Here is a 12937-nt window from a genome sequence, read left to right on the forward strand (position 1 = left end):
GGGCTCCAGGCGGCGGCAGGGAGTACGGGAGGTGACGCCCTACCACCGACCGGAGGGGACTACCGCCGATGTCTCGGCCGAGAGGGACTCCGCGGAGGAGCCGTGCTCTCAGGAGGTCGGGGCCTTTCGGACAACGGCGGGGTATGTAAGGGGCGAGGTGGCCTGTTGGCCACTGCCCGGGAGTGCTTCTGCCACAGCCATCGCCGGAACCGGCGCACGGAGGGCTGGACGATCAAATAGTCGAGGAAGATCCCGAACACGACGGAAATCGAGCACAGGGCGAACATCGACCAGGCGACTTGATCAATATTGCGGACGGTCACCACGACGGGCTCGCCAGGACCGCCCAGACGCACTTCCATGCGCCATTGAGGTAGTAACCCCACTTCTGTGACAGTTCGCCCACGACGAAGAGACCCCGTCCGCCCTCCTGGTGAAGAGGAGTTGCCTGTGCCTGGGGAGGCTTGTGGGGAAATGCGTCCCACACCTCGACAGCCGACCAGCCATCGCTGCTGGCGTACAGCTTCACCATGATGCGGCTGGAGACGAGGTAGTTGCGTGCCAGGCACCCGAGGGTTTCCTCGCTCTGTTGGATCGCGTTAGTAACCAACTCGCTGACGATGAGAGAGGCATCAGCGACCAGTTCGGGTCGGCCAAGATCCTCGAGTGTCCTGGCGACGGCGTGCCGAGCCCGACTGACCTCGGAACGGTTTACGGTGAGGGTCAGTTCAAGACGCGGCGGCCTGGTTGCTGTCACGGGTGTCATCGCCTGTCCTCGTCGCGCTATGTTCCGTAGCGGAGATCCTGTTTGTGTCCGCGAATGCAAGAAACCACTGCACAAGGCACAGTTGCCAGGGGACGCTGACGGATGTAGGCGGACGTGAGCGGACGCTGCCCAGGTAGGCGATCGGATGGGATTGACCCGGTGGGCGATGATGTAGGGCAAGAGGAGCTGGCCCAACGGATCAAGGTGCTTCGCGAACGGCAGCTTTGGTCGCAGCGTCAGCTGGCAGTAAGGATGCGAAATGTCGCAAATCCGAAAGAGCGGACCCAACTGCCATCGGTCGACTCGATCGCGCGGCGGGTTCGCGCTCACGAGGCCGGTCACCCGGTCGGCGCTGTCTACGCCGAGCTGTACCGCAGACTCTTCGCTCAGCATCCGGACGTCTTCGCGCCCCCGCTCCTCGGACCGGACGACTCAGTAGACCTACTAGCACTGGCCTGGACAGTAGGAAGGCTGGACCAGCGCGTGGACCGTCGTAGATTGCTCCAGCTCGCCGCCGTGAGCGTGGCGGGCCCTACCGCACTCGAACCCGCCGAACGACTCATGAGGGCGCTCACTGGGGGATACAGCGCCGACGCCGAGGTCGTGAGGCACCTTGAAGACCGAACCAGGGGCTTTCACCGGCTCGAAGAACACTGGCCGGCGAGCAAGCTCTATCCCGCGCTGCTCACCCATATCGGGGAGATCAGCGCGCTCCTGGAGACGAACCGATCGGACGAGCTGCGCCGACGGCTCGCTGTGGTCGCAGGCGAGTCGGCGGTACTGTCCGCCTGGTTCGCTTGGGAACTGGGGGATCGTCGGCGGGCCGAAGAACAGGTGCGGCTCGTGGGGGTCGCCGCCAAGCAGGCCGGAGACGTTGCTCCCGCGGCCTGTATGACCGGCTACCAGACCTATATGACGGGCGGGAATCATGCCGTAGGCGTGGCCTTGGCGTCATCGGCCATTGAACGGCTGGGGTATGCCGACCTGGCCACGCGAGCATGGCTTCTCGCTCGAAAAGGCGAGGAATCCGCCCTTCTCGGGGACAAGCAAGGTGCACTGGAGGCGATCCGGGAAGCCGAAGACGTCTACTCGGCTGCCAACATCAACGCGAGGCCCTGGACGTGTTTCCTTGATCAGGCCCGCTTCGCCTCACTGACCCTCTCGGTCTACTCGCGCGTTCGCGAGGAAGACCGCGCGATCGACGCCAGCCAACGGGTAGCAGCCAAGCTGGGCCCCGATACGGAGACCAAGAAGCTCTGCGTCGTCCAGGCGGACATGGCGCTCGCCTATTACCGGCTTGGGGACGTCGCCGAGGCCGTCCGGCACGCCCAGACGTCGCTCGAAGCGACCACGGCCATGGCGGCCCCACTCGGCTGGGGCCGCCTCGACCAGGTCATCAATGAGTTCTCAGGCTCCCGAGTGCCGGCGGCCACCCAGTTCCGCACCGAGTACCTTGCTAGCCGTCCGAAGACGGAGCCGCCGTCTCTTCTTTGATCCACTCAAGGTAGTCACCGAGACCCCCAACGATCGGCACGGCCACGATCTCGGGGGTGTCGTAGGAATGGGCGGCCTTCACGCTGCCCACCAGTTCGTCGAGCCGGTCTTCGGTCGTCTTCATGACGACCAGGAACTCTTCGTCCTTTTCCAGCTTCCCCTCCCACCAGTAGGCGGATGTGATGGGTCCGCTGATCTGCGCGCAGGCCGCGAGCCGACCCTCGACCGCGCCTGTGACGATCTTCTCGGCCTCTTCTCGGTCGCCGGCCGTGACGTGGACTTCGAGGTTCTGGGTCATACCAGGAACCCTAACTGTCCACCCGGCCTTTGGGAGGGCCGTGCGGTACGCGTGGATCGACTGGCAGCGAGGTATGTCCAGCAGGTGTCGGACTTGACCTTGGGGGATGAGGCGAGCGCTAATCGTTGCCCGGTCGCCCGTGGAATACGGGCCGGTTACGGCAGCGGGCGGCGCGCAGAGAGAGGGAAACGGGCATGGGAAACGCCAAATGGTGCGGAGGGTCGGCGGCCGAGTGGCTGTGGGCGTCGGAGCAGATGCGGTGGCGCCGGGTGTACACCGGGCAAGCCGTCCAAGTACGGGCGGCGCGGGAGTTCGCCCAGCTCGCTGCGTGGACGTCGTGGCACTCGCCGTCGGCGAGCTGGCGGCGAATGCGGTTCGCCACACCCGTTCGGGTGAGGGAGATGGCGGGTGGTTCGGGCTCGAGCTCATCTACGGTGACCCTGCCTACGTCGCGGTCACCGACCTTGGGGGTCACGGCGTCCCAGTGGTCCTGCCCGAGGGGTACGGCGACCCGTCTTGCCAGGGCGGTCGGGGCCTCCGGATGCTGTACGAGCTGGCGCTGATGTTCGGCGTCCACGGCAGCAGTACCTTCGGGCACACCGTCTGGGTCGATCTCGACCTCAACCGCGGGCTCGAGAGCCATCCGTACGGCCTCACCCAGATGGCGTCGTAGGAGGGTCCAGCCTGGGGCTAGCAGGCTGGACCCTCGGACCAAGGATAGACGCCGAACGAGGGACGGTCCCGTCTTCGCGACGAAGACGGGACCGTACTTGTGTCTCCGGCGAGACTTGGTTGTCTGACATGTTCTGGGCTCTTCTCCTGCCCCTTTTCGCTGGGGATTCATTTGGGCCTTCACATTATGAAGTGAAGGCCTGGTCTGGTGTGTAGGTGCAGGTCAGGGCGATTATGCACGGCACATATGGCTCCCGACTCGTCCAGAGGGACGACCAGTAGTAGATGCGTGTCGTGTGTGCAGGGGTCTGCGTCCTCACTGCTTGCCGTGTCAGGTGCCTTACCTGCGGGCCAAGCCCGGTACCTACCGAGCACCAGGAGCGGCTGCGCTGCTCCTGGTGCCCCCGTACGCGCTCCTTTGGTGCCGTTGCCGAGCGCCCGTGCGGGGCGCACCAACGAAGCCGGTGGTGAGGCGAGCCGTCGTTCAAATGGCGCTGTAACTAAAGGGGTGAAGTCAAGTCCTGTGGCAATCGATGTGGGTAAAGAATGATAGGCGGTAGCGTTGTTAGGGCAGCCTCTCCAGCCGTTTTGGTTACGGAAAATGTAGGTGGATTGACTTGAGGTCCGGGGTCTATCGGGCGACGGTGGAATTGCAACAGAAAACGCACCACGGGCCGGGGCGCGAAAACGCGAACCGGATGAGAGAAGGAGATCGGGAATGGGTAACGACATCACCGCGAACGCCGTTCAGGCCACCGACGTTGCCGCTACGGGTACCGCCGCCGCCCCGGCGGACGCCACCGCCCCCGCAACCCCTGCGGGCGTTACGGGGGATGTCGCGACCGTCTGGAACGCGGCGGCCACCACCCCCGGCGGGACCATTCCGGCGCTCGCCACCGCAACCAGCCTGACGCGCGCGGTGGTGAAGAACGCGCTGACAGAACTGGAGACCGGCGGGCACGTGACGCGCACCCCCGGCGCGAAGGGAGCCAACACTGATACGTGGACGGCCGTTCAGGTCCCCGTATCCGACGACAGCACCTCGGGGGACGCGGCACCGGCGGGCGTTCCGGCCGCCACGATCGCCGACGCTATGCGGATCATGCAGGAGGAGGCCGACCGGCGGGCGGCGGCCGAGGCCGAACTGCAGACGGCGATCGCCGAGGAGGAAGCGCGGCGGGCACAGGCCGTTGCCGACCTGGCACGGCGTCAGACGGCCGAAGCCACCCGGCGGGCGCTCGCTGACCTGATCACGGCCGCCACCACCGCCTACGCGGCTATTGCGGCCGGGGATGACATCACCATCGCCGGTCTCGAGCCGGTGTACGACGCCACTGCTGAGGTTCGCCGCGCCACCCGGGCCACCGGCCGTGCGACGTCCTCCGGTGGGGGCAACGGCGGCCGCCGGAACGGTGAGCACCGGGCGGCGCCCCGCCCGCTGCGTCCTGAGGTCGCCGCGCACCTGACCGCGCACCCGGACAGCGACTTCACGCCCGGTGAGATCGCGCGCGTTCTGGGGCGGTCGTCGGGCGCGGTGGCGAACGCCCTGGCCACCATGGCAGAGAAGGGTGAGGCGGTCATGACGTCCGAGAAGCCCGTCCGCTACCGGGCGGCCGGATCCGCCTGACGGGTCCGTCCGGCCGGGCCTACGCCCGGTACGGGAGCGGCAACGGTGGCGTTCGCCCCTGACGTAGGGCGGACGCCACCGTTTTCGTGTGCGTCCACACGATGTTGCCGCGCCCGATCCACGGCCGTGAGCGGCCCCCTATCGGCCGTGAGCGACCCCCCGTATCGGTCGGGGGTGGCGTCGCTGTCAACGATGATTCGCCCGATGTGGGGACGGCCGCGCGGCCGTCCCCACATGGCCCGCATTCGCGCTGTGACGTGGTGCGATGTGGCCCGGTTCCCGGGATGCCGCCCCGCCCCGTTCGGTGGCGGACGGGCACGATTGGCGGCCGTCAGGTGGTGAATTCCCATGCGTGAGCCAACGCCGCTAGGCGTTGGCGTGGCCCGGTGGCCCCGACCGGTAGCCATACGTTGCCAGCAGGCCCCTCGGGCGCCGTGCGGGGCGTCTGGACGGCCGTTGCGACGGGGACCTTCGGGATGCCGATGACCTTCCGTAGGTTGGCTTCGCGGGCGGGACTGGGCAACCAGAACAGGATGGGCGTTGTGATGCCGGTTTCGGACGCGAGCGCGGCGTAGCCGTTGAGCTTGGCTGCGACTCGGGCGAGGCGTTCGGTGCCGGTGTCGTGTTCGAGGAAGAAGTCGATCTCGGTCGGCGGCGAGGTCGGCCGGCTGGCCTCCCTCCAGCGGCCGAAGGCGTCCGGGCGGGCGTGGTCGCCCCACTCGGCGACGCACCGGCGTTCGGGCCACCACCGTGTTAGGCGGGTACCGTCGTCGCGGTGGCGGGCATGGGCGCGTAGGCGGACGAAGAAGTCGTTGACGCCGACCTGGTGGCCGAGCCGGGGCGAGACTGCGATCCCCAGGGCGGTTTCGTGCCTGTAGCCGAGTTCCCGGACGTTGACGCCCTGCTCAACGGCCAGCACATGAGCACCGGCGGGACCGAGCACCCAATGCTTGGCGGCGGTCCCCGCCGGTACCCATGGCCGAAAGTGGGACAACGCGTGTAGCTCGTGGAGCTGACGAAGCCGTTGGTGCGTGCGGACGGTGGTGCGGAAGAACAGCGCGGTGATCTGGTCGCTGGTCAGAACGCGGTGTTCCCAGACCAAGGAGAGGATCGCGCGGTCTCGGGCGGTGAGCCTGTGCGCCAGATCGGCGATCAGTGCGGCCGTCACCCGAGGAGGGTGCGCCTCGCGCGTGCGCAGGCGGTGGGCAGGCTTGCGGGGTTTGGTCACCGGCCCTCCTCGCCGTCCAGTTCGTCGAGGTCCGTGAAGCCGGGCGGGTCATCGTCGGTGAACGATTCGGCGGGATCACGCAGGCGAGGCTTGGGGACGGCCCTCTCGTCGGCGGGCGTGTAGGCCTCGCGCGAGGCTTGCCGGACAGCCTCGGCGCGTCCGGGGATGACAGCGGGTAGCGGGCGGGTTCGCAAGGTGAATGCTGGTGAGGGCGCGTTCTCGTGCACGATGCGGGCGGTGGCCTGGAACGCGCCCAGATGGGAAAGGCCGTGCTCGCCGACCAGCGGCGATGTGTGCCGGGCCAGGACGTGAGCGTCCTCGGGCGAGGTCGCGAAGTAGATCTTGTTCCGTGCGTCGGCGGACACCGCCTCCCGCAGGTCCTTGGGGAGCTGCGAAAGATGCTGGTGCGCGATCACCAGCGAGAACCGGTACGCGCGGGCCTCGGCGAGGATGTCGGAGATGGAGCCGGGCAGGTTGAGGAAGTTGTGGGCCTCGTCGACGTAGGCGGCGACGTCGCGGCGGGCGTCCTCGGCGATGTGGGCGCGCGGCGTGATGGCCTGCCAGGTGTGTGCGAGCAGCAGTGACCCGAACAGGCGGGCGGCGTCCTCACCGAGCAGCCCCTTGGCGGCGCGGGCGAGGACGAGTCCGCCGCCGTCGAGTACCTCGCGCAGGTCCACTGTGGACGACACCCCTGAGAGCGCGTCACGCACGAACGGGCGCAGCAGCACCGCCCGCAGCTTGTTCATGATCGGGCTGATGAGCGTCGCGCGTCCACCGGGGGACAGTTCGTTGTAGTCGGCCCAGAAGCCCCGGAGCAGGCTGTCAGTGTCCAGCTTGCTGACGGTACGGGCACGGTAGGCCGGATCGGACAGCAGGGGCGGAACGTCGGAGAGGCTGGCGCGCGGCCCGTAGACCCTGACGAGTGTCTTGCAGGCCGACCGCAACAGGTCGTCCATGCGCGGCCCCCAGTTCGCGGCGAAGCAGCGCCGGAACGAGGTCACGATGGCCTCGACCGCGAACTCGGGATCGGGGCCGGCGAGCACGTTGATGCACGGAGGTCGACCCTCTTGTGCGGGGTCGAACACCACTGTCTTGCCGATGACGCGCTCGGGGAGCCGTTCCACCAGGTCGGCGATCAAGTCGCCTTTGGGATCGATGACCAGCGCGCCTCGTCCGGCGTGCGCGTCGGCGAGGATCTGCCCCGCGAGGAATGTCGACTTGCCGGTGCCGGTCTGCCCCAGTACGTGCATGTGCTGGCGGGAACCGGCGACCGTGAGCGCGACCGGGCGAGGCGTCCCGGCGTCGGAGTCCCCGAGGATCCGCACGGCCTGGCCGGGCGTCCCGCCGGACGGCACGGCCGGTGACGGCAGCGAAGGACGGGCTCCGGCGCGAGTCACTCCTGGCGCGTCAGTGTCGCGTGGCAGGTGGGCGAGCGCGGCCAACTCGTCCACGGCCAGCAGGTGCCCGCTTCCGAAGTGCCGGGACGCCAGCAGACGTGCCGGAGCGCGCAGGCGTCGGCGTCGCAGGTGCTGATGACCGGACGCGTACAGCGCGAAGGTCGAGGCGAGTTCATGCGCGCGGGCACGCAGCTTCCCCTGGATCCGGCGGCGCGCCTTCCGCCGCGCGGCACGCTCGCCGATGTCTTGAGCCTTGCCGGGCTGGGGCCGTCGAGACGTGCCCACGGCATAGCGGATCTGAACCTCGAAGCGCGACTGCTCGGCCTTGGCGAGGATCGCTTGAACCTGCTTGGCGCGCTCCGGGTACGACTGCGCGATCTCGCTCGGCGTCGGACGCCCGTGATCGCCGGACGCGCCTGGAGTGATGCCGTCAAAGATCGCCGCGTGCAGACCCTTTGAACGACCGCCCCGCAACTGCGCTGCGGCGCGGTAGGCATGGCGGAGACGTCGGCCCGTGCAGGGCCGGGCGAGGATCTGCACGGCGGCATGCTCGCCTTTACGGAGACCCGCCATCGCTTCAAGCAGCGGACGTAGCGGATCGGCCTCGTGGTCGTGCTTGAGCGGCAGGTGCTCGGCGTTGCCCAGCACCATCCGTCCCCCGGCGGTGGCGGCGTCGAGCGGAACTGGAGGCGTTGCGGGCCGGGTGGTGATGGTGCAGCCGGGCCAGGCCGCCTGCACGGCCTTCTCGACGACGCCAGGTGAGATCGTCCCCGGCACCCAGACTTGGAACCGGACGCCGTTCTCGTCGGCCACATACTCGAACGCCACGTGCGGCTGCCCATATACGAGGCGCTTCCAGCGGGGGCCGAGGTGGCCCGCCAGATGCTTCCACCACGCGGCGGCGCTGGCTTCCTCCACCTGCGGTGGAACTGCGGCCTCGATCAGCCGCGTGTTCTGGGCATGACGGAGGTTGCGCCACCGCCGCACCGCAGCCCGGATGCCGAAGAGCACCGCGTAGGCGGTGGCGGCCGTGATGACGATGGCCGGGCCGTGCTGTGCGGCCGTACCGACCAGCAGAGTCGGCAGTTCCGGCAGCAGGCCGAGGTGGTCTCCGAGCCAATCGGTGGCCGGATCGGTGGGCAGTTGCGGTTCAGGGATGGTGTCCATTGGGCGCGCTTTCTCCTGGAACGGGCGGGAGCGAAGGTGGGCGATCGGCCCACTAATGAAGCACCGCTGAAACCCTGGGAATTCGCCCGCCGACCCGGTAAAGATCACTGCAACTATTCTGGGTGATCTTTTGAACACCCTTATTGGTGAATTCTGGGGCCTGAGTCGGTGCTTCATTAGGGATAGGAGGAAGCGGCGCCCTGCCGTCCCAGAGCGCCCAGCACATGACCGCTGAACCACCCGAGCCGAGAACCGGCCGCCCCCGTCCGTCTTCACGAACCTGCGGCCGCCCGCCGGCCACGCGCACGAGAACGCCTCACTCCATGTCGAGTCGCCAGACCTGCCCGGACTTGAGTACGGGTACCGAGTCGAGCGTTGATGTCCCCCGGCCCGCCACCGGTGCGGACCGGTCGACATCCGGCCCCCGGCCCCGGATGGCACAGGGGGCGGCAGTCGAAGAGCGCGCGGTGAGCGAGCCGAACAACAGCAAACCGAGGGTGCGTGTCACCGGTCTGGATGAGCCGCCGTCATTCACATCGGGCGCCATCCGGGTCCTGCTGCAGATCGTTCTTTCCGCGCGTGCCGGTTCTGGCTCGCACCCCGATACCGACAGGAGCAAGAGGAAGTGACGATTCCGAACACGCCCATTCTGCAAGCCGCTGACTGTGCGGGTTTGAAGTTCGGCTTCTATGGCCGGGTCTCGACCGAAGACAACCAGGACCCCGAAGCCTCGCGCGCATGGCAGCTCCGCCGAGCCCGTGCCCTCATCGAGCCGAAGGGCGGCGTGATCGTCGCCGAGTTCTTCGACGTCGACAGGTCGCGCTCCATCCCGTGGGCGCGCCGCCCGCACGCCACGGAGCTGATCGAGTCGCTCAAGAACCCGAGGCGGGACTTCGACGCCGTAGTGATCGGCGAACCGCACCGCGCGTTCTACGGCAACCAGTACTCCCTGACCTTCCCGCTGTTCGAGCACTTCAAGGTGCCGCTATGGGTTCCCGAGGTCGGCGGCCCGATCGATCCGGCGAACGAGGCCCACGACATGATCATGGGCGTCTTCGGCGGGCTGTCGAAGGGTGAACGCAACCGCATCAAGATCCGCGTCCGCTCGGCCATGTCCGCCATCACGGCGACCGAGGGCCGCTACCTCGGAGGACGTCCGCCGTACGGGTACGAACTCGTTGACGCGGGGCCGCATCCCAACCCGGCGAAGGCCGCCGACGGCAAGCGCCTGCGGCGCCTCGTCCCGCACCCGGCGTTCTCGCTGGTGGTGAAGTGGATCTTCGCCCAGTTCATCGGCGGGCGCGGTCTGTTCGACATCGCCGAGGAACTCACCCGTGAGGGCGTCCCGAGCCCCTCGGCGGCCGACCCTGACCGCAACACGCATCGCGTCCAAATCGCATGGTCGAAGTCGGCCGTGCGCGTCATCCTCACCAACCCGCGCTACACGGGTCGGCAGGTGTGGAACAAGCAACGCAAGGACGAAGTCCTGCTCGACGTCAACGACGTCGCGCTTGGCCACACCACGAAACAACGCTGGAACGACCGCGAGCAGTGGGTCTGGTCCGAGCAGCAGGCGCACGAGCCGCTCGTGTCGGTGGACGAGTTCGAGCGAGCGCAGGAGATCTTGTCGTCGCGTGGGCGTGGACCAGCGACGCACAAGCCGCATCGCACTCGGCGCCCCTACGCCTTCCGGGGGTGCCTGTACTGCGGGTACTGCGAACGGAAGATGCAGGGCAACTGGAACAACGACCAGGCGTATTACCGGTGCCGGTTCCCGGAGGAGTACGCCCTCGCCAACAAGATCGTCCATCCCAAGGTCGTCTACCTGCGCGAAGCGGAGATCATCGAGGACGTCGACAAATGGCTGCTCACGGCGTTCTCTCCGGGCCGGATCGAGGCGACGGTCGAGGCGATGACCGCGCAGGCCGGTGCCCCGGAGAACTCCGCGGGCGCCCGGCTGCGCAAGCAGATCACGGCCTGTGACCAGCGGATCCACCAGTACCGCGCGGCCCTCGACGCCGGAGCCGACCCGGCCCAAGTCGCCGGGTGGATCAACGAGACCCAGCAGGAACGCACCCGGCACGAGGCCGAGCTGCGTGCCATGCCCGAGGGCGAGGTCGTCTCGCGTGATCACATCGTGGAGCTGCTGAACGAGACTGGGGAACTCGCCCGTGCGGTCGTCCATGCTCACCCGGACGACAAGGCGGAGCTGTACCGGAAGCTCGGGCTGACGATGACGTACTACCCGCAGAAAAAGCTAGTGGAGGCTCGGGTTTCCCCAGCCTCCACATGTGCTAATGGTTTGTGTCCGAGGGGGGACTTGAACCCCCATGCCCCGTGAAGGGCACTAGCACCTCAAGCTAGCGCGTCTGCCTATTCCGCCACCCGGACCCGGGTTCGCACGCAGCCCTGCGGCTGCGGCGGGCTTCACGATACCAAAGGTTGGGGACTCGCGGCGACGCCGTTCGGGAGTCGCGGGGACGGGGAGGGAGGGGGCACCATGGACGGCGGACGTGCGGACACCCGGGGGTGAGGGACGTGCAGGCGACTGCGAGCGGCCGAGGGGCTGCGGCGACTGCGGAGGACGAGGTGGTTCGGCTCTGCCAGGAGCTGATCCGCATCGACACGAGCAACCCCGGGGACCATTCGGGGCCCGGTGAGCGGGCGGCTGCGGAGTACGTGGCGGAGCGGCTCGCGGAAGTCGGGCTGGAGTCGCGGATCTTCGAGAGTCATCCGGGACGTGCGAGCCTCGTGGCGCGGATCGAGGGGGAGGATCCCTCGCGGGACGCGCTGCTGCTGCATGGACACCTGGACGTGGTCCCCGCTCGCAAGGAGGACTGGACGCGGGACCCGTTCGGCGGGGAGATCGCCGAGGGGTGCGTGTGGGGCCGCGGGGCCGTCGACATGAAGGACATGGACGCGATGATCCTCGCGGTCGTGCGGCAGCGGCTCCGGGAGGGGCGCAGGCCCCCGCGGGACGTGGTGCTCGCGTTCCTGGCGGACGAGGAGGCCGGCGGGAAGTGGGGCGCGCAGTGGCTGGTGGACGAGCATCCGGAGCTGTTCGAGGGGTGCACGGAGGCGATCGGGGAGGTCGGCGGGTTCAGCCTGACGGTCCCGGGTGACCGGCGGATGTACCTGATCGAGACCGCGGAGAAGGGCATCGCGTGGATGGACCTGACCGCGACGGGGACCGCGGGGCACGGGTCGATGGTGCATCCGGACAACGCGGTGACGGCGCTGGCGGCGGCGGTGGGGCGGCTGGGGTCGCACGAGTTCCCGGTGCGGTTGACGAAGACGGTGCGGGCGTTCCTCGAGCGGGCGTGCATGGCGTACGGGGTGGAGTTCGACCCGGAGCGGCCGGAGGCGTGCCTGGAGGAGATCGGGCCGCTCGCGCGGATGATCGGGGCGACGCTGCGGAACACGCTGAACCCGACGCGGCTGGACGCGGGGTACAAGACGAACGTGATCCCGCAGAGCGCGACGGCGCAGGTGGACGGGCGGTTCCTGCCGGGGCACGAGGACGAGTTCTTCGCCACGGTGGACGAGCTGCTGGGGCCGGGGGTGGAGCGCTCGTTCGTCCATCACGACCAGGCGCTGGAGACGGAGTACGAGGGGGCGCTGGTCGCGGCGATGGAGGCGGCGCTGCTGCAGGAGGACGCGGGGGCGCTGCCGGTGCCGTACTGCCTGAGCGGCGGGACGGACGCGAAGGCGTTCGCGCGCCTGGGGATGCGGTGCTTCGGGTTCGCGCCGCTGCGGCTGCCGCCGGAGCTGGACTTCTCGGGGATGTTCCACGGGATCGACGAGCGGGTGCCGGTGGACGGGCTGAAGTTCGGGGTCCGGGTCCTCGACACGTTTCTTGATCGGGCCTGACTTTCCCCGGATTTTACCGCCGCGCATGCGAAGTGTGGTGGTACGGTCACCATGTGTAGGCGCGGCCCGTGCGGGCCGCGCGTGCTTTGCCCGCCCCGGAGGCGCGGACCGGGGCGGGCGGAGCCTTGCCCGCCTCCGGCGGCCTCAGAAGGTGCGGACCGCGCGGATGACCTTGCGGCGCAGTTGAATACGGCGCCGCCCGTCCGGGTAGAGGCGGAGACGATCGATTTCCCAGCCGCCGCGTTCGGCGTGCTCGGTGAGGATCTGCCGGGCGGTGTCGCGTGTGGTGCCGCGCGGCAGTGAGAGGACGAGGTAGGTGTACTCCGCCATTGCCACCATTATTACCTGGTCCGGCCGGGGGCCGCCGTCGTACGGTGGCGACCCGGTCCGCGAGGGCGGCTTCGGCATGTCATCCTGT

Annotated in this window: 11 protein-coding genes and 1 tRNA gene; 6 read left to right on the top strand and 6 right to left on the bottom strand. The window is 68.4% G+C overall.

Going from position 1 to position 12937, the window contains the following annotated elements:
• Window positions 1-319 precede the first annotated feature (319 nt).
• Window positions 320-766, bottom strand: a complete 447-nt coding sequence (locus DMH08_RS40225) for an ATP-binding protein (RefSeq protein ID WP_158642353.1) — start codon at window positions 764-766, stop codon at window positions 320-322.
• A gap of 159 nt (window positions 767-925) precedes the next feature.
• Here DMH08_RS40225 and DMH08_RS20110 point away from each other — a divergent pair, with 159 nt between their 5' ends.
• Window positions 926-2260, top strand: coding sequence for a hypothetical protein (locus tag DMH08_RS20110; RefSeq protein ID WP_158642354.1), 1335 nt, complete (start codon window positions 926-928; stop codon window positions 2258-2260).
• Here DMH08_RS20110 and cutA read toward each other — a convergent pair.
• Window positions 2223-2558: a divalent-cation tolerance protein CutA gene (gene cutA / locus DMH08_RS20115; RefSeq protein WP_125616916.1), complete on the bottom strand. Its 336-nt coding sequence runs from the start codon at window positions 2556-2558 to the stop codon at window positions 2223-2225. The genes DMH08_RS20110 and cutA overlap by 38 nt on opposite strands.
• A 328-nt stretch (window positions 2559-2886) precedes the next feature.
• Here cutA and DMH08_RS20120 point away from each other — a divergent pair, with 328 nt between their 5' ends.
• Window positions 2887-3231, top strand: coding sequence for an ATP-binding protein (locus DMH08_RS20120; protein ID WP_125616919.1), 345 nt, complete (start codon window positions 2887-2889; stop codon window positions 3229-3231).
• 717 nt (window positions 3232-3948) lie between these two features.
• Window positions 3949-4857, top strand: coding sequence for a hypothetical protein (locus tag DMH08_RS20125; protein ID WP_125616922.1), 909 nt, complete (start codon window positions 3949-3951; stop codon window positions 4855-4857).
• 331 nt (window positions 4858-5188) lie between these two features.
• Here the strand turns inward: DMH08_RS20125 and DMH08_RS20130 are convergent, their stop codons facing one another.
• Window positions 5189-6025 carry a replication-relaxation family protein gene (locus DMH08_RS20130; RefSeq protein ID WP_158642355.1) on the bottom strand — a complete coding sequence of 279 codons (837 nt, stop codon included), beginning with the start codon at window positions 6023-6025 and terminating at the stop codon, window positions 5189-5191.
• 56 nt (window positions 6026-6081) lie between these two features.
• Window positions 6082-8649: a type IV secretory system conjugative DNA transfer family protein gene (locus tag DMH08_RS20135; RefSeq protein WP_125616929.1), complete on the bottom strand. Its 2568-nt coding sequence runs from the start codon at window positions 8647-8649 to the stop codon at window positions 6082-6084.
• Between the two features lie 467 nt (window positions 8650-9116).
• Here DMH08_RS20135 and DMH08_RS40230 point away from each other — a divergent pair, with 467 nt between their 5' ends.
• Both DMH08_RS40230 and DMH08_RS20140 read left to right on the top strand, forming a co-directional pair.
• Window positions 9117-9278 (top strand): hypothetical protein, encoded by a 162-nt coding sequence (locus tag DMH08_RS40230; RefSeq protein WP_158642356.1) that lies wholly within the window; start codon window positions 9117-9119, stop codon window positions 9276-9278.
• On the top strand, window positions 9275-10990 hold the full coding sequence (locus DMH08_RS20140) for a recombinase family protein (RefSeq protein ID WP_199747909.1): 1716 nt from the start codon (window positions 9275-9277) through the stop codon (window positions 10988-10990). Before DMH08_RS40230 ends, DMH08_RS20140 begins: the two co-directional genes overlap by 4 nt.
• On the opposite strand, the gene DMH08_RS20145 is transcribed toward DMH08_RS20140, so the two are convergent.
• Window positions 10955-11040 (bottom strand) — tRNA-Leu (locus DMH08_RS20145). The two genes, DMH08_RS20140 and DMH08_RS20145, sit on opposite strands and share 36 nt — an antisense overlap.
• A gap of 147 nt (window positions 11041-11187) precedes the next feature.
• Here DMH08_RS20145 and DMH08_RS20150 point away from each other — a divergent pair.
• Window positions 11188-12519: a M20/M25/M40 family metallo-hydrolase gene (locus DMH08_RS20150; RefSeq protein WP_125616932.1), complete on the top strand. Its 1332-nt coding sequence runs from the start codon at window positions 11188-11190 to the stop codon at window positions 12517-12519.
• A 144-nt stretch (window positions 12520-12663) separates the two neighbouring features.
• Here the strand turns inward: DMH08_RS20150 and DMH08_RS20155 are convergent, their stop codons facing one another.
• Window positions 12664-12849 (bottom strand): DUF5703 family protein, encoded by a 186-nt coding sequence (locus tag DMH08_RS20155; protein WP_021596264.1) that lies wholly within the window; start codon window positions 12847-12849, stop codon window positions 12664-12666.
• Window positions 12850-12937 lie beyond the last annotated feature (88 nt).

It is taken from the genome of Actinomadura sp. WAC 06369 (assembly GCF_003947565.1).
GTDB classification, from domain to species: domain Bacteria; phylum Actinomycetota; class Actinomycetes; order Streptosporangiales; family Streptosporangiaceae; genus Spirillospora; species Spirillospora rifamycini.

Coding starts and splice junctions, on each gene's coding strand:
- DMH08_RS20135 (WP_125616929.1), bottom strand. CDS start 8,649: ATGGACACCATCCCTGAACCGCAACTGCCCACCGATCCGGCCACCGAT.
- DMH08_RS20125 (WP_125616922.1), top strand. CDS start 3,949: ATGGGTAACGACATCACCGCGAACGCCGTTCAGGCCACCGACGTTGCC.
- DMH08_RS20155 (WP_021596264.1), bottom strand. CDS start 12,849: ATGGCGGAGTACACCTACCTCGTCCTCTCACTGCCGCGCGGCACCACA.
- DMH08_RS40225 (WP_158642353.1), bottom strand. CDS start 766: ATGACACCCGTGACAGCAACCAGGCCGCCGCGTCTTGAACTGACCCTC.
- cutA (WP_125616916.1), bottom strand. CDS start 2,558: ATGACCCAGAACCTCGAAGTCCACGTCACGGCCGGCGACCGAGAAGAG.